This is a genomic window from Segatella copri (genome assembly GCF_019249795.2).
Lineage (GTDB): Bacteria > Bacteroidota > Bacteroidia > Bacteroidales > Bacteroidaceae > Prevotella > Prevotella copri_B.
This window is the reverse complement of sequence record NZ_CP156892.1, coordinates 493635-510659: the sequence shown is the minus strand read 5'-3', so window position 1 is coordinate 510659 and position 17025 is coordinate 493635. Positions and strand designations below refer to the sequence as shown.

The 17025-nt window shown below is 47.1% G+C and carries 14 protein-coding genes; all 14 read left to right on the top strand.

The genetic code is table 11. From position 1 onward, the window contains the following. A partial coding sequence (locus tag KUA48_RS15030) for a DUF6046 domain-containing protein (RefSeq protein WP_369503338.1) occupies window positions 1-617 on the top strand: 617 nt, incomplete at its 5' end. 4 nt (window positions 618-621) lie between these two features. After that, on the top strand, window positions 622-1575 hold the full coding sequence (locus tag KUA48_RS15025) for a hypothetical protein (RefSeq protein WP_118066401.1): 954 nt from the start codon (window positions 622-624) through the stop codon (window positions 1573-1575). A gap of 2 nt (window positions 1576-1577) precedes the next feature. Next, the gene (locus tag KUA48_RS15020) at window positions 1578-2063 is read left to right on the top strand and encodes a hypothetical protein (protein ID WP_118066403.1); all 486 of its coding nucleotides are present in this window, start codon (window positions 1578-1580) and stop codon (window positions 2061-2063) included. A gap of 1 nt (window position 2064) precedes the next feature. Beyond that, window positions 2065-2361, top strand: a complete 297-nt coding sequence (locus KUA48_RS15015; protein ID WP_118066405.1) for a hypothetical protein — start codon at window positions 2065-2067, stop codon at window positions 2359-2361. A gap of 12 nt (window positions 2362-2373) precedes the next feature. Continuing rightward, window positions 2374-2862, top strand: coding sequence for a phage holin family protein (locus KUA48_RS15010; protein ID WP_153095099.1), 489 nt, complete (start codon window positions 2374-2376; stop codon window positions 2860-2862). Next, window positions 2859-3302 carry an N-acetylmuramoyl-L-alanine amidase gene (locus KUA48_RS15005; protein ID WP_118255079.1) on the top strand — a complete coding sequence of 148 codons (444 nt, stop codon included), beginning with the start codon at window positions 2859-2861 and terminating at the stop codon, window positions 3300-3302. Before KUA48_RS15010 ends, KUA48_RS15005 begins: the two co-directional genes overlap by 4 nt. 12 nt (window positions 3303-3314) lie before the next feature. Then, window positions 3315-3797, top strand: coding sequence for a hypothetical protein (locus KUA48_RS15000; RefSeq protein WP_218433527.1), 483 nt, complete (start codon window positions 3315-3317; stop codon window positions 3795-3797). Window positions 3798-3800: 3 nt separating this feature from the next. Next, a complete protein-coding gene (locus KUA48_RS14995; RefSeq protein ID WP_153095100.1) occupies window positions 3801-4076 on the top strand; it encodes a LysM domain-containing protein in 276 nt (91 codons plus the stop codon). A 1-nt stretch (window position 4077) separates the two neighbouring features. Next, window positions 4078-4932, top strand: coding sequence for a hypothetical protein (locus KUA48_RS14990; RefSeq protein WP_153095101.1), 855 nt, complete (start codon window positions 4078-4080; stop codon window positions 4930-4932). After that, window positions 4916-5437 (top strand): hypothetical protein, encoded by a 522-nt coding sequence (locus KUA48_RS14985; RefSeq protein ID WP_153095102.1) that lies wholly within the window; start codon window positions 4916-4918, stop codon window positions 5435-5437. The genes KUA48_RS14990 and KUA48_RS14985 overlap by 17 nt, the downstream gene beginning before the upstream one ends. Continuing rightward, window positions 5430-6278, top strand: coding sequence for a hypothetical protein (locus tag KUA48_RS14980; RefSeq protein ID WP_153095103.1), 849 nt, complete (start codon window positions 5430-5432; stop codon window positions 6276-6278). Before KUA48_RS14985 ends, KUA48_RS14980 begins: the two co-directional genes overlap by 8 nt. Before the next feature lie 3 nt (window positions 6279-6281). Beyond that, window positions 6282-14609 (top strand): hypothetical protein, encoded by an 8328-nt coding sequence (locus tag KUA48_RS14975; RefSeq protein ID WP_369503337.1) that lies wholly within the window; start codon window positions 6282-6284, stop codon window positions 14607-14609. A gap of 396 nt (window positions 14610-15005) precedes the next feature. Further along, complete coding sequence (locus tag KUA48_RS14970; RefSeq protein WP_218433530.1) at window positions 15006-16307, top strand: RNA-directed DNA polymerase; 1302 nt, start codon at window positions 15006-15008, stop codon at window positions 16305-16307. A 47-nt stretch (window positions 16308-16354) separates the two neighbouring features. Further along, a complete protein-coding gene (locus KUA48_RS14965) occupies window positions 16355-16831 on the top strand; it encodes a hypothetical protein (RefSeq protein ID WP_218433532.1) in 477 nt (158 codons plus the stop codon). Window positions 16832-17025 lie beyond the last annotated feature (194 nt).

Below are 17025 nucleotides of genomic sequence, written 5' to 3'. Positions count from 1 at the left end.
CCTTGCGAGCCATGGGACTCACCAAGGTTCCTCCTTATTGGTTGTTTCGAGAGAACAACTTCCATGGCGTGAACCTTGGCTACATGTCAGCGGCCAAGACCATTCCAGACAGTTCGGGCTTTGACGTGGAAACCATGTCGGATGCAGAGCTTGAAGACGTGGTTCGCACGAATGCGACAGGCGTGCCGATGGTCTTGCCCCTTCGATTCCAGCTTGAAGAGTCTGGAGCGCAAGAGTGGCTTTTCCCCATGGAGCCAATGATCAGCGTCAATGGGCAGAACATACTTGTGAGGCGAAACGTCTCAAAGGGCAAAATCAGGGGAAGCATCAAGGAACGTTGGACGCAGGATGACTACAGCGTGAGAATCGAGGGCATCTTGATGGGCATGGATGGCAAGTACCCTGAGGCGGACGTGGCAAAGCTCAGAAGTTTCTGTGAGGCTGGTCACGTGAAGGCACTGAATCCATTGCTTGAGATATTCGGCATCAGCCAACTTGCCATCGAGAGTTGGGACATTCCCTTCACTTCTGGCACTATCAATCAAAACTACACCATACAGGCCTACAGTGATGACATCTACAAGTTGCTGTTGAGCCGTGACGACTTAAACGCATAGAATTATGTACACCATGGCATTTGACATCAGAATCGGCACATACAAGCTCTGTATGATTGACAAGGTAGAAATCCATCGTAGCGTGGAACTACTTGCGGACACGGCTGTCATTACTCTTCCTGCATCAGAGTACAACCATGCCCTCCAGGTCGAAGACAAGCTAAAGCGAGGCGACAAGGTGATAATCACCCTTGGCTACGAAGAGGCAGGACTTGAAACTGAGTTCGAAGGATGGCTTCAACGCATATCCACCGATGGAGGGAACGTCAAGCTATATTGCGAGGATGACATCTTTCTGTTCCGAAAGGACATGAAGAACGAAGTGCTTCAAAAGGTAGCCTTGAAGGATCTCCTTGCCAAGGTGGTCTCTGGGTGTGGTCTCTCATTCAAGGTGGAGTGCTCCTATTCCTGGACATACGGAAAGTTTGTCATCAACAACGCAACTGGCTACGATGTCTTGAAAAAGGTACAGGAGGAATGTGGGGCTGACATCTACCTACAGGATGAGACCTTGCACATACACCCTCCAGGCGAAAAGATGGGTGTGGAATGCTTCTATGACTTCGCCCTGAACGTGGAGGAAGACAACCTCACCTATCATCGTGCGGAAGACAAGAAAGTGCAAGTCATCGTGAAAGCCCTGATGCCAGACGGAACCGTCAAGGAAGTGGAGACTGGAGCAACTGGAGGCGACAAGATAGAAATCAAGTGTGCCACCAATGACGAACCCTCCATGAAGGCTCGTGGCGAGCTGGAGGTGAAACGTCGAAGCTTCGACGGCTACGAGGGAAGCATCACAGGATGGCTCATACCGGTTTGCCGTCCATCTGATAGCGTCACGCTCCATGATGCCGATTATCCCTACAAGGATGGCACTTACTTTGTGACAGCCGTTGACACCGAGTTTTCAAGTGCTGGTGGAAAAAGAAAGGTCAGTTTAGGATTTAGATTGAGTTGATTATGGATGAGTACAGACAATTACAGGAACATTTGAGGGCATTGGCAGGTGGAGGCAAGAGCATCGCCATCTACCAAGGTATAGTGAAATCCGTTGACGGAAACCTCTGTGAGGTGACCGTGGGAGGCATCACCATCCCAGGGGTAAGGCTCAAAGCCTCCGAGATAAAAGACGATGGCTTGATGCTGGTCACACCCAAGGTGGGCAGTGCCGTGACCATCGGCAGCTTGTCGGGAGACCTCAGGGAACTTGTCGTTCTACAGGTTGACCACATTGAGACGATCGTCATCAACGGTGGCAAGCTTGGAGGTCTCATCAACATAGGGCAGCTGACCCAAAAGATCAATGAGCTTGTGGAAGCCTTCAACAACCATACACACCAAGTGACCGTGAGCCACCCTGGTGGAACTTTCACAACGGTCAAACCAACGGATTCCGCAAAGTCGTTCAACAAGGGCGACTATGAGGATGAGAAAATAAAGCATTGACATGGAAGGAATACAACTTGAATACAACAAGGATTCTCCAATCCTGGAGCCAATGGTGTCGCATGGCTCTCTTCTGGTGGGTGACGTGCTCAGACAGAACCAAGCCCTGCTACTTACCCTTCACAATGGTGAGCTGAAAGAAAATCCATCCGTTGGCGTAGGCATCAGCGACATGTTGCTTGACAACGATCCAATCTATTGGAGAACGAAAGTCAAGGAACAGCTGGAAATGGATGGGCAAAGCGTCGAAAAGGTGACAATCACCCAAACTGGCATTCAAATAAAAGCAAAATATTAAAAACGAACAAAAATGGTTTTAGAACATTTCTTGAATAAATTGACGGTGGTATTGTCCACTGTGTGGGGATGGCTCCTTGCCATATTCCTGATCATAGCCAATTTCTTGGCAGGTTACGAGACGATGGTGGGCTTCACGGTGGCAGCTGTGCTGATGGACGCAGCCTGGGGAATCGCATCCAGCTTGAAGCAAAAGCGATTCACAAAGAGCGAGCTTGCCAGGGATTCATTCAGCAAGTTGGCGGTGTATGGTTCCGTAATTGTGCTTTTCATCCTCATTGACAAGCTCATCGGGGCGAGCAACGGACTCACCACAAGTGCCATCTGCATTTGCATCATCCTCGTGGAGCTATGGAGCACATCCGCAAGTATGCTGATCTGTTTCCCGAACATGCCGTTCCTCAAACTCCTGAAGAAGGCTCTTGTGGGAGAAATCGCAAGTAAACTGAACGTAAAAACAGAGGATGTGGAAAACGCCCTCCAAGCATTGAAAAGAAAATGAGAAGAATAGAATTTATCGCAATCCATTGCACGGCTGGCAGCCAAAGCACAACCATCAAGCAACTCGAACTGGAGTTTAAACGCAAGGGGTGGAAATACCCTGGCTATCATTACGTGATTCTTCCAGATGGTAAGATTCATCAGATGTTGGCCGTGGAGAAGGTAAGCAATGGCGTGAAAGGATGGAACTCAAAGATTATCAACATCGCCTATATCGGTGGCATCGACGCAAACGGAAAGCCAACGGACAACCGCACAGAGGCACAGAAGAAATCATTGGTGAGCCTCTTGAAGCTATTGCGCAAGACATATCCAAATGCGATTATCCAGGGACATCGTGACTTTAGCCCTGACTTGAACCATGATGGCAAGATAACACCCAATGAGTGGATCAAGGCTTGCCCTTGCTTCAATGCCAAGGATGAGTACAAAGACATCTAAAAACAAGACAAAATGAAACATTACATTTATTTACTCCTGGCAGTGATCATGTTTGCCGCCTGTGGTTCGAGCAAGAAAGTGGAGTCTTCGCAGAAGCTTGTCTTGAAGGATTCCGTGAACATTCGGGATTCCATTGTTTTCAAGGACTCCACCATCATCCGATATGAGTTGAACGTGATTGATTCCGTGAACATCAAGGATTCAACCGTGCTGACACTTGACAAGGACGGAAACGTCCTGAGCAAGGAAAAGTACCGAAGCACGGAACGTAACCGAAAGGCAAGCAAAAACGAGTCAACGGCCCAGACGCAGCATGAGACCAACAAGCAAAAGGCAAACGAGCGACATGACCAAAGGCAAGACGAACAAAAAGAGATTGTCAAATCTCAGTCTGGCTATATGGACAAAATCTTGAACTATGCCTTTTGGCTTCTTATTCTCACTTGCCTTTGTGGCTCTGTATATAACGCTGTGAAGAAAGGCAAAAAAGATTAAGTTATGAAGGCAAAGGTCAAGGACGGACAGACGATGGCAGACATCGCCATCCAGGAGTTTGGCTCATGGGAAGCCATGATAGCCATCGCCCAAAAGAATGGAATCGGCATCACGGACATCCCAGAGCCAGGAACAGAGGTGAAACTTCCAGACGGCACATGGAACAGAGTCATGCAGAACTATTGCAAGAACAATGACGTAAGCCCTGCAACCGCAAGGGACAACGGCAATGTCCGCCTGAGAATCTTTGGCGAGGAATTTACACAAGAATTTGAGTAACATGGCAAGGACTGTATCAGAAATCAAAAAGACGATGACGGATGCCTTCATGGCAGATGCCAACATCCGTGAGAAATATGGGCTAAAAGAGGGTGACACATGGAATCGTTGTTTTTCATCCGTAAGCTTGGAGAACATCATATTCTTCATCGTGGCAGCCTGTAGCCATGTGCTTGAAGCCATCTTTGAGCAATATACGAAGGACGTGGATGAAAAAGTCTCCATGGCCGTGGTCGCCTCTGTGCCATGGTACTACAAGATGGCCAAGGCGTTCCAGTACGGTGACAGCCTTGTGTTGAACGAGGCCACCCAACAGTATATGTATGCCAACATCGACGAAAGCAAGCAAGTGGTGAAGTACGCAGCCGTGAGAGACAGGGGCACGAGCGTACAAATACTTGTGAGCGGTGACAAGGACGGCAAGCCTGTGGCACTTTCAAACGACGTTTTAACGGTGTTCAAACAGTACATGAACAGGGTGAAGGTCGCAGGAGTGGTTCTTTCCATCCGTTCCAAGGAGGCTGACAGAATTGTCATCAGGGCAAAGATTTACGTTGACCCATTGGTCATCAATTCGGATGGCACTATGATTTCCGATGGAAGCAAGCCTGTGGAGAATGCCATAAACTCATATTTGAGTGGCATCGTATATGGTGGAACTTTCAACAAGACTAAGCTGACAAATGCCATTCTGAATGTTGATGGAGTGAACGATGTGGAACTTGGAGAATGCTCCTACATGGAAGATGGTGGCACGAGCTACACAGAGATTAAAGGAAATAACTATACGGCCTTGGGCGGTAGCTTCATCGCAGAAGGTCTCACAAACTCATTGAATTATGTGGTACAGGATTGACTTGACGAAGTTGGTGGTACAATTACTTCCACCTATTTTGAGAAGTAAGTTTCTCATAGCCCTGTTGAAGGCTCTCATCTTACCTTTGGTATTCATCTACGACAAACTGATGGAGCATCGTGACAATGTATCGGAAAAACTTGACATCACGGCCAATGTCATATACTTGGAGAAAATCTTGAATGATGCGTTCTTCCTGTCAGATCTTCAAATTTACATCGAGACGCAAGAGGAAGACTTGACAAGCTATTGGCATTTCAAACATGAGGATGCACCATGCAAGTATTTGCACAAGGATTCAAAGACTGGTGTCATTTTGAAATACAAGGAAGAAAGCAGTTACAAAGACAGTTTCGTCGTATGGGTTCCAACGTTTCTTTGTACATCGCTTGACTCCAATGAAGACAAATACAAGGGCAAGAACCTTACAAGGATAAAGGAACTGTTATCGTTTTACAAACCAGCTGGACGCACGTACAGCATAAAATTATACGATTATGAATAAGCTAATTTTTAGTGAGGGCGGTCAGCCTGTTTGCTTGGATGACTTGAAGACACTCCAAGACATGATAGTCGAAACCATCAAGCCTTTATTGTTGGCCTTGGTTAAGACAAATGTTTTCATCCTGGATGACTATGACTTTAGAAATTCTGAAATTGACACGGAAAAGATGCAGACGAAATTCATCTTGTCAGCAGGCACGCTTGTTGTTGATGGTGACTTTCTCTCATGGCCAGACACTCCTTTGGCTATAGATAATTGGAATCAACCTATATATATATGCGTCAAAAACAAGGAAGAAGATGTCCGAACTTTTGAAGATGGGCAAAATCGAAATTGCACTCAATCCAAGGAGGTTTATGTGAGTACGGATTCAACAGGTGCTGACCAAGCCTATAATTTATATAATTTGCATCCCTTGCTGGATTTGCTTTCCTCTGCCCTTGGTCTTGGCTCAATCAAGGAAAATGCAAAAGTCACCTTCTTTAATGGATATTCGGGTAAGGTTAAAGTCAACGAGGCAGACAATGACAGACAACTTACAATCAACATCAGTACATCGGCTAAGAGTTGGGACACTTCTGATGGAGCTCTTTCAAAAGGAATACTCTTTAAGTTTGATGACAGCAACGATAGTGAGTATCTGCAAGGAAAGGTCAGTCCTACATTTGATTATCTTGGAAAGAAATACCAACTTGCTGTTTGTGCAAAGCCTGTTGCTCCAGTAGTCCTTCTACAGCCAGAAGGAGGTTTCCCTGAAGACTTCTATGATGATAGTTATGAATTTCCTATTATTCCTGTATCTGTTACATTCAAATATAGTGAGTTTAAATCAAACAAATAAACTATGGAATCAATCTACAAGTTACAACAGCGTGCAGAAACCTTGCGTCGCAAGACGCAGGTAGATAGTATCTCCCCAGAGGAAGTTGGCAGCCTTCATGCCGATACTTTGGCATACCTTGCCGATATGGAGCAGAATGCGGATGGTCTTGGCATCCATCAGGTTTACAAGAGCTATGCAGCCATGAAGGCAGACAGCACGGCTCCTATAGGCAGCAATGGCAAGGCACTTCGCTTTGGCCAGCTCGTAGCCATATACGACGCAAAGAACTCCACCCAGCAAGAGAGTGGAAATGTCTATGCCTTCCAAAAGGGCAATGACACAGATCCTTGGTTATTGATGGGTAATCTTGGAAGCATCTATGCCCTACAGCAACAGGTTGACCAGGAAATCATTGATCGAGCCAAAGCGGACACAACTTTGCAAGCCCATATCGACACGGAACAGACCAACCGCACAAATGGTGATGCGGAACTCTTGAAACGACTCCAGGGAACCAGTGACAACAGCAGCGCACTGAGCGACCCATTCGTCTCGCTTGGCAATCTCACAGATGGCGATACCACCAAGGAAGCCCAGCTTCAAAACAAACTTGATGCAGCATGTGCCACCTCCGATAACTTCAAGTTTGTAGGTGAGATGAGGGCGCAGCTCAACGGTGTGAATATACAGGTGAGCCAGTTTGTCATTGGCTATGACCAGGAATATTGCATACAGGTGGCAAGAGGTTCCATCGCCCTCAATGCAGAAAAGCAGATAACAAGCGGAACTGTCTTTTCCGAATATACCAGAACCCACACAAAGGATGAAGGATGGACGGAATGGACACTTTGTGGTGGCAAAGCCTTGGCAGACAACATCCGTGAGAGCCTTGCCGTGGCAAATGCGGCAACCGTGAAAGCCATCACGGACAAGATTGGCGAGGCAGGCGGCATCGCCCCGCTTGACTCAAACAAGAAAGTGCCAAGCTCCCACCTTCCAGAAGAAGTCTATGATGTGGTCATGGTGTCCTACTGGGACACTCCATCTGCCTCCATCGTAAACTCATACAGATATTCATCGGAAAACAAGCAGTTGGAAAGGCTCCAGGATCTCGTGGTGGGAGAAGATGTCAAGCCGACATGGGTGAAGCAGACCATTCGTGAATCTGTCATCTATGTGGATGTCATGGGAAAGGTTCCTTACATCTGGACAGGCAACGACATGGTGCAAATAGCTCCAAAGGCAACCCCTGCAAGCATATTCAATGCCACCAACGAGGTTCCAATCACTGGCTATTACCAACTTTCCGACAGCCAGAACGAGAGTATGTCTGCCATTCATGTGGCATGGAAGGAAGGCAAGGCTGTGAGCGGTCTGATCATTTCCTTCGAGATGTCAGCGAGCATTTGGAAGACTTACCAATACGTGGGCAAGACCGTGACCGAGACAAACTGGCTCAACACGGACAACTGGAAAGACTTTGGCTCACTCGCAGCAGGTTCCGAGACATACCTCATCATCGACAAGCTTGTGGGCAGTCCAGACGTGGGAAAATTCTGGTCTTTGGAGACCGCTGTCTCAGCCCTCCTGAAATACCAGGAGAAGACTGGTGTCATCTATGCGAAGAAGGGTCTCATCATCTCATACTCCACTGGTGAGAACAAAATGGACACCAAGCAATTCCAGGGTGAGGTGACGGATATTGGCGAAGTGGGTCTTTGGAGTGACTTTGGCGGTGGCTCTAAAATGGAGGCAAAGGATGAGCCTGAAAAGGATGGCAAGGACGCTTTCTCCACTGGAGGCGCATACAAGAACGTTCCTTCACAGATCAAGGTGGACACCGAGACCCAGGGAGTGGTCAAGCTTCAACTTGCCAATTCAGAGGGTGAGGGCATCGGTGACGAACAACAGTTCCCTGTTGGCACAGGCAGCGGTGGTGGCTCTGGTACCATTGTGAGCATCCAGTTTGAAAGCTCACCACTTTATGCCAAGGCAGGAAGCACCGTGCTCATCAAGGCAGCCATCCGAAGCATCACAACGCAAGGAGGTGGCGAGATCTACAACATGATAGAGAAAATCGTGTTGAAGGACAGGGACACAAACCAAGTCCTCGAAACCCTTTCAGTCAACAAGGCTTCGTCGGCATCGGGCGACACATACGACTTTGGCATAGACGTTAGCTCCTATTTCGTGACGGCAACCACCAAGCGTTTCCAGTTGGTGGCATACGATGACGCAGGAAACAACGGTTCGAGAAACATCAATGTCTCTGGTGTTGATGTGACCATCACAAGCGTCCAGACCCTCAACTTCACGCAGAACACCTCGCTTTCCGTCGGTGGATCCGCAAAGAGCATCCCGATGTATAAGTTTGCCAACAACGCCAGCGACAAGGGCATCAAGGCCATTGCGGAAATCTACATCAACAACCAATGGCAGGAACTTGGCTCATCAATCATCACGGACACTTATTCGCATTCCGTCAACATAGACCCACGCAACTGTCTGGGAACTTCACTGACACATGGAGCCTATCCACTGAGAATCCATGGCGAGGATGTGGGAAGCGGTGTCATTGGCAATTACCTCCATACCTCAGTCATGGTCGTGGAGGAAGGAAACAACACTCCCATTGTAGCCACAAGATGGTACACGGACGAAATCCAAGGCAAGCGCAAGCTCTACGAGTCAATCTCCATCGACTATGCGCTATATGTGGCCAACGACAACAACCCCAAGGCTGTGATTCTTTACGATGGAACGGTACAGAACAGCAGCGTGGCGTATCGCTCGCAGACATACACGTATAACAAGCAGGTGCTTGAAAGCGTACATGATGGCTCCAAGACCATCGACGTATATGTGGAATGTGGGGATTCCGTATCACAGGCAGCATCCTTCGTGATTGACGGAAGTCTGGTCGATGTGGAGGAAGTGAACACACAGCGAGTGTTCAACATCACCATGGACTCACGCTCGAACAGCGAGGAAGACAAGGCCATCAAGGACGGTGAGACCTCCATCAACGTGGAAGGGTCAAACTGGAGCACCAATGGCTTTGTCAAGGATTCCTTTGGTACTTCCTCCTATGGAACGGACAACGACAAGGGCATCATGTCCCTACGTATTGCTGAGAACATGAAGGCGGTGTGCGACTACAAGCCTTTTGCATCCAACAGCATTGAACAGAATGGAATGGCCATCAGCTTCACGGTCAAGGTCAAGAATGTGGAAGACAGAAACGTGAAATTGATAGACTGCCTTGGCGACAACAAGGTGGGCTTCTATCTCACTGGTGAGAAACTGGTCTTCACCTGTGATGGCGCAACGGCAACCAACCCAGATGACCTTGGAGCGCAACAGACAGCCGTGGTGTATTACGCCCAGGACACGGTGACACGCTTCGACATCGTGATAGAGCCTTCTGCCATCGCCCCATACTCTGGTATAGGAAGCATCAAGATATTCCGAAATGGTGACGAAGCTGGTGCTTGTTACTATGACGCAGGGAAGTTCACCACAAACGAACACACCATCGACTTCGACGGTACCAGTGCAGACATCTACCTGTATAAGATTACGGCATGGGCTACATACTTCAATTTCCGCCAGGCACTCAACAACTACCTTGTGGGCTTGAAGGACACCAAGGAAATGCTCAGTGAGTATGAGAAGAACCTGGTGATGGCATCGCAGACAGCTGAGGGAACGACCAAGGACCGCCCAACCATGCAAGCCTGCATGAATGCAGGGCTTTGTTGTGTCACACTCCTTAAAAATGCCGACACGGACAACATCGAGCAGAACTATCCTGGCTATCTGGACAAACTTGATGGCGACAAGAAAACCAAGGCTTACTTCGACTGGATAGTCAGGTTCCCAGACCGTCCATGGCAAGACTTCAAGGTGCTGATGGTTCCAACCGTAAACCAAGGCACGACCTCTTCACTCCGTCCTGTCAAGAACAAGAAGGGCAAGTTCAAGGGCTGCAAGGTCATCTTGCTCCATACAGAGGAAGACTTCACAGGTGAAGACTTGGAGAAATTCAAGCTATGCGAGAAGATGGCAGCCAAGGGCAAGATTCGTGTGAAGGAAGACGGCATGTGGTTCAACGTGGCGACAATCAAGGTGGACTACTCCGACTCTGGTGGCGCAAACAATGGAGCTACGATGGAACTGATGAACAAGCTCCAACGTGCCCTTGGTGAAGGTTATATGACACCAGCCCAGAACGCATACAAAGGAAGTGAGACACTAAATACATCCATCGACTCAGTTCCTTGCGCACTTTTCAGGACGGACATCAACTCCGTGGATGCCACCAATGAGTCATACGCCTACTTCCATGCGAAGGCCAATTTCAACGTGGACAAGAATAATCCTTCTTTCTTTGGTTTCGAGAAGGTTGACGGCTATACGGCAGACTGCCTGAACTATGGCGACTTCAAGGAACTTGTGGCAGCAAAGGGCCAAAAGCTCACGGACTTCAAGGATGAGGTGATGAAGGACACTTCCTCGCTCGTGGCTGGAAACATCTACATGCTTTCCGAGTATTGCGGTCCTTCCAACATATTCATCGAGAACGATGGAACAGGCTCCATGATAGAGACCACGGCCGTGGCAGACCCAACGGAAACATCGAAGAGCCTTGCAGAGGTCAAGGCGGACAAAGTGACCGAATATGACTGGACGGCAGTCTATCACACCTCTGATGACAAGTACGCCAAGTATAGCGGTGGAAACTGGATGGACACCACTGGCTCCATGACCTATGACAAGGCTACGAGAAAGTGGACTGTCACTGGAAAGGTTCTCAATCCAACGACGTGCTATGAGTATCTGAAATATGATTATCTCTGTTGGTTGAAGGGCGTGGACAGCGTGGATGACATGATGAGGATTGACGAGGCGACAGGCAAGCCAGTCTGGCTTTCCTACTATGAATGCCGATACCCTGACGATGATGACTTGAATGCCCTCTATGAGTCTGGGAAGAAGGTTCCATACGACCTTTATAATTTCCTCTTGTTTACACAGCAATGTAGCAACGACCTCACAGAGGCAGATGGCGACATCACCCTTGATGGGGCAACGGTGAGCGGAACAAAGGAGAACCGTCTTGCCAAGTGGTCGCACGAGCTTCACAAGTTTGCCAACGTCCGCAGCACCTTGTGTTATGTATGCGCAAGCGATTATATCCTTGCAGTCGATCAGCGAAGCAAGAACATGATGCTGTCTTTCTACAAGGACACGGATGGAAACAAGAGAGCCTACTTCAACCACTGGTATGATGGCGATTGTGTCTGGAACTATGACAACGACTGTGGTCTCACTGTTCCTTGGGACTTGGATGCCGTAAATGACCCTAAGCATTATTACCAGGGCTGGAACAGCGTAATGTTCCAGCAGTCATACAAGGCGGCAGTCTTTTGGCTTGATGGAAATGGGGAAAGCGCAGTCACCTTGCATGACATCGCACAGGACATGCGAAATGCAGAGGCAGACGGCATGAAGATATTCTCAGCGCAAGGTTGCACCAAACTGTGGTTGACAGACCGACTCAGCAAATGGGCAAAGGTCATCTCATCGTTCGATGGCGAAAGAAAGTACATAGAGAACTCCACCGCTGGAGCCAACTATTACTATGCGGTTCATGGGCTACGTCTTGACGATCTCCCTGAGACATTCAGAAAACGCTTTGCCTATCGTGATGGATATTACCAAGTGGGCGAACTTTACCAAAACCCATTCAAGATGCGTGCCGTCGGAAGCGACATCACCATCAACATCAGAGCTGCCAAGGATGGATTCTTTGGAATAGGCGTGGATCGTGCCGACGCTTGCGTGGACAGTTGCTATTTGAAGGCAGGTGAGAGCTACACGCTCAGAAGTGGAATGACGGCAACTGGTGCAGGAACCATGCTCTATGTGTTTGGAGCGAAGAACCTTGCCTTGCTTGACCTGTCTGGTTGCACCCCAAAGGCTGAGAGCTGGGACATCTCCAACTGTGAAATGTTGCAAGAACTGATTCTTGGTGGCGAATATTACCAGACCGTGGAAGGAAGTGGATCCATCACTCAACTGAACCTTGGAAACAAGCCGTTCCTCACCTCTATTGACGTAAGAAATACAAAGATTACGTCAATTACGGCTACCTATTGCCCACGATTGAAGACAGTCCTTGCCAAGAACTCACTTCTTTCATCAATAGACCTCGCAGAGACCTCGCCAATCGAGACGCTGCAACTACCATCTACGATGACAAGTCTCTCTTTCAAGAACCTTCCAAGGCTTCAATATCCTGGAGGCCTCTCCTTTGATGGCCTTGATGGTGTGAGAAGTGTGCTTGTGACAAATAGCCCAAAGATCAGCAGTACCCAGTTGTTGCTCGACTGTATCAATGGTGGTGCTAACATTAAGTTCATCCGTTTGACGGACGTGAATGTATCTGGAGTATCAAGCATTCTCCAAACATTGAAGGACAGTGGAGCCGTTGGACTTGACGTGAATGGCACATCTTATGGTGAGAGCGGAAAATGCTCAGGCTTGACAGGCCGATGGATAATGACAGACTTCATCTCCAAGGAGACGCTTGAAACATTGCAAGCCTACTTCCCTGAGTTGAATGTATATAACAGCCAATACAGTGGAGTTGTCTTTGATGACACGGTGAACGACCCTCAGAACATCACCAACCTTGACAACAAAACAGGCTACGACTACAGCAACGAATATAAGGCATCCGCACATGTCCTGCAAATTTGGAATGACATGAAGCCAGTCATAGGCATCTACGACCAGGGAAGTTCCAAGATGAATTGCATTCCTTTGGATGAAAGCGACTACTCGAAGCTTGCCGACGGTCGTTCGCTTGAAAACACATACGACAAGGGTGAGTATGATGCCTTCATGTATATCGGGCGATACTGGTACAAGGGCATCAACGACTACAAGCATGACAGAAAGTACTTGTTCTATTCGAGCCTACAGACAAAGCCGATGTCAAGTGCAAGTGTCACAAAGAAAGTAAAGCTAACGGAAATCATGCTCATGGCTGGTTGTTCCGTTTGTACTGACTCCATTGACACAAACATCTACGATGATTCTGAGAACCTTAAAATAGACAGCTCATCGACGTTCGTTCGCACCAATGCGAGCTACAACGCATATAAGATGGATGTGGAAGGCATGAAGCAGGTACGTTGGCCTGGAGTGACAAGCAGCCGTATCGGTGGAGTGTTCGTCAAGGAAGACGGCTCTGTCATCGACATCTACAACTTGACTGGCATGGCTTCTGACTCAGACTTCATGGAAGGTGACTATACCTTCACATCGGTTCCAGATGGCTCAAAGTATTTCATCTTTGCCGTGAAGGTAGCCAATGCGGATGGTGAGGTTATTGCCGTGGATAGTTCCGAACTTGAAGCAATAGAGCCAGACTGGGTGGAGCACAAGCCAGAACTTGTCGGGATCTATGAGGCAGCCATGCTCAACGGAACCCTGAGAAGTGTGACTGGTGTCGCTGCAAAGTTAGGTGACGGCAACAGCAACACATATACAGGATGGACGTATGACAGCGAGGGCAACGTGCAGAACATAGACCCTACAGACATAGCCGATCTTACCTTGCACTATACCTACAAGGACTTCCAAAACTTGGCATGGCTGAGAGGCAAGGGCTATCAGATGATAGACTACGAGACCAGCAAGGATGTGGCAAACCTCTTCTATGCGCTCATTGGAAACCGTGATGCACAGGCAGTGTGTGGCTATGGCCGTGGTGTTGGCTCATCAAGCAGCAATGGATGGACTAACAACTATAAAACAGGCTATTGGAACTCCATCGGAAAGGCAAACAGTCCTTGGAACAATGGCATGGGAAACAAGGTGCTCGGCATAGAGAACTTCTTGGCTTGCAACTGTGAGTGGATGGACAACGTAGGTGTGAACATCAAGAGCTTCACAAGTTTCAAGAAAAGCAAGATGGTTGCAACATCGGGTGATTCCCTGGATTGTGTCTGGCATATCTATGACCCATTCACTCAAACAGAGAGAGCCGTGCAAGGCATCAATGCCAACGGCTATTGCATCGGACGTGTAAGATTTGGAAGACATGCTGATCTTGTTCCAACAAAGCTCACAAGCGACAACAGTAAGTGGAATCAGAACTACACGGTCATCTATTGGTATAACCATAGCAGCGGTCGTGTCCTGTATCGTGCCAGCTACTATGCGTATGCGAATGGCGGTCTCGCTTATGCGAATGCGTACTACGCTTCATCGTACTCGTATGCGTACATCGGCACTCGTCTCGCCTTCAAGGGAGCGATAGAGCTGAAAACAGCGTGATGGCGGAAAAGCGTCAAAGCGTAAGGTGGAGACCTTCTAAAAAAGGTGCTCCACCTCAATTTACCGCCCATGGCGGTCGATTTTTGAAAAATTTTATGTACTTTTGCAGTCCCCAAAGGGGAGGTAGAGGGGTTCAACGGTCGTGTCCTGTATCGTGCCAACAACAATGCGAATGCGAATGGCGGTCTCGCTTATGCGAATGCGAACAACGCTTCATCGAACTCGAATACGAACATCGGCACTCGTCTCGAATTAAGAACTACCTGTCTTTAGACAGCTTCATCGCACCCATGCAGGTGGCAACGTGATTGCCCATCGTATATGCGAGAACCCCGAGCCTCGGCAACAGCACAATATTGTGGAAAGCCGAAACATAAATAGGAGTCCTGAAGGCTTATGAATGATTTTAAGACATTGAACAATTTGGTCCCGGAGATTGTCTCAATCGAAAACCTCAACGAAAGTTTTGACTATGTGGTGAAAGATCTGAAGCCAGAACAAGAAGAGCGACTAAGAAAGAAAGAAGAGACAATCAAAACATATCTCCGTGAACACATTATGGATGGTACTTTCCACATAACAGGTTTCAAAAACCTTCATGTGAAAGATGGTCCAAAGGAAAGAGATGTACAAGCACCTCCGGTTGTTGATAGAATTGGCTGTCATGCAATTATGAGTGTCTTTGAAAAGTACGTATATCCAACGGTGATTGAGACTTCTGCTGCAAGCATTAAGGGAAGAGGTATGCACTATCTTCACCATATTGTTGAAAATGACATACATGAATGTGAGGAGCATTTATATTACTATCAATGTGATATATATCATTTCTATGACTCCATAAATCAAGATTTGATGTATGAAGATTTGAAAAAATACGTAAGTGATCCTGTTGTCTTAAAAATCTTTTCAAACTTTGTTCATTTGCTACCCAAAGGGCTTTCAAAAGGACTAAGAAGTTCGCAATGCTTTGCAAACCTCCACTTGTCACCCATAGACCATTATATGAAAGAAGTCGTAGGAATCCGCTATTATTACAGATATTGTGATGATATAGTAATGATGTCAACTGACAAGCGAGATCTTTGGAGGTGGCGAGACATTTTGCATAGAGAACTTGATAAACTTGGACTGAATATCAAACCAAGTGAAGCTGTGAGACCTGTCAGTGTTGGACTTGATTATTTGGGATTTGTTCATTACGAGGATTATTCCTTAGTAAGAAAAAGAACCAAGCAGAAAACAGCCAGGCATCTTGCCAAGGTCAAGAGTCGCAAGCGAAGACAGGAAATCATAGGATCATTCAAAGGAATGGCTTGCCATGCAGACTGCAAACATTTATTTTTCAAACTAACAAATAGACGTATGAAGAAATTCAGTGAACTGGGTATTACATATACCCCAGAGGATGGAAAGAAACGATTCCCTGGCAAGGCTGTCAGACTGAGTGCCATTGTCAACAAGGAAATCGAAATCCATGACTATGAGAAGGATGTGAAGACCTCACAAGGTGAAGGTCGTTACATCGTAAGCTTTAAGGATGCCAAGACTGGAGAATGGGCAAAATTCTTCACGGCATCCGAGGAAATGAAACAAATCTTGGACAAAGCAAGTGACATCGAGGATTGTTTCCCATTCACAACTGTGATTGAGAGTGAGGTCTTTGATGGAAACAAGGTAAAATACCGATTCACTTAAACAAGGTTTGAACGGCAGTTTATTTACTTTTAAACAACAACAAGAAGATGGAAAAAGTTTATGGTTCTCCAATTCGTCAAGACGGATTGATGAAGGTTGGTCGAAACCGTTGGGATTTGTTCTATGGATTCGGCAAGGATGATGGCAATGAAGTTGGCTGGAACTGGCGCAAAACATTTAATCATCAGCCAACTTTGGAAGAGGTGAAAGATACTATTATCACTCAGATCAATTCAAACGCTCAGAAAGCGATATTGGATGGCTATGAGTGGAATGGTCATCAGGTGTGGCTGTCTGATGAAAATCAGCGAAACTACACCTTGGCTTATGGCTTGGCCAAGGATGGAGATTTGAAGTCAATGCCGACTGTCAAACTTGGTTCTGATGCCAATCCTCTTCTATACACATTCAAAGATATTGAAGAGTTGACATCCTTCACTCTTGGAGTTCAAGCACACATACAAGGTTGTCTTGAATCTGCTTGGAAGGAAAAGGAAGAAATAGACTGGTCTTTATTCGATTAAAATCACAAAAAAGCACTCAAACTTGCTGTTTGAGTGCTTTTTTAATTCACATTTCGTTTTTGTCTGTGGAAAACACATTTCGTTTTTGAATGTGTGCGCTTTTCGTTTTGCCGTGATTAATTAGAACTTTTTTACATAGAAATTTAACTTCATTTTTTCGTAAAAGCAACCAAACATAATCACTCAGTGATAGC

What these genes read in the sequence shown, in the direction of transcription:
- KUA48_RS15025 (WP_118066401.1), top strand. Translation starts at nt 622, where the DNA reads ATGTACACCATGGCATTTGACATCAGAATCGGCACATACAAGCTCTGT.
- KUA48_RS15020 (WP_118066403.1), top strand. Translation starts at nt 1,578, where the DNA reads ATGGATGAGTACAGACAATTACAGGAACATTTGAGGGCATTGGCAGGT.
- KUA48_RS15015 (WP_118066405.1), top strand. Translation starts at nt 2,065, where the DNA reads ATGGAAGGAATACAACTTGAATACAACAAGGATTCTCCAATCCTGGAG.
- KUA48_RS15010 (WP_153095099.1), top strand. Translation starts at nt 2,374, where the DNA reads ATGGTTTTAGAACATTTCTTGAATAAATTGACGGTGGTATTGTCCACT.
- KUA48_RS15005 (WP_118255079.1), top strand. Translation starts at nt 2,859, where the DNA reads ATGAGAAGAATAGAATTTATCGCAATCCATTGCACGGCTGGCAGCCAA.
- KUA48_RS15000 (WP_218433527.1), top strand. Translation starts at nt 3,315, where the DNA reads ATGAAACATTACATTTATTTACTCCTGGCAGTGATCATGTTTGCCGCC.
- KUA48_RS14995 (WP_153095100.1), top strand. Translation starts at nt 3,801, where the DNA reads ATGAAGGCAAAGGTCAAGGACGGACAGACGATGGCAGACATCGCCATC.
- KUA48_RS14990 (WP_153095101.1), top strand. Translation starts at nt 4,078, where the DNA reads ATGGCAAGGACTGTATCAGAAATCAAAAAGACGATGACGGATGCCTTC.
- KUA48_RS14985 (WP_153095102.1), top strand. Translation starts at nt 4,916, where the DNA reads ATGTGGTACAGGATTGACTTGACGAAGTTGGTGGTACAATTACTTCCA.
- KUA48_RS14980 (WP_153095103.1), top strand. Translation starts at nt 5,430, where the DNA reads ATGAATAAGCTAATTTTTAGTGAGGGCGGTCAGCCTGTTTGCTTGGAT.
- KUA48_RS14975 (WP_369503337.1), top strand. Translation starts at nt 6,282, where the DNA reads ATGGAATCAATCTACAAGTTACAACAGCGTGCAGAAACCTTGCGTCGC.
- KUA48_RS14970 (WP_218433530.1), top strand. Translation starts at nt 15,006, where the DNA reads ATGAATGATTTTAAGACATTGAACAATTTGGTCCCGGAGATTGTCTCA.
- KUA48_RS14965 (WP_218433532.1), top strand. Translation starts at nt 16,355, where the DNA reads ATGGAAAAAGTTTATGGTTCTCCAATTCGTCAAGACGGATTGATGAAG.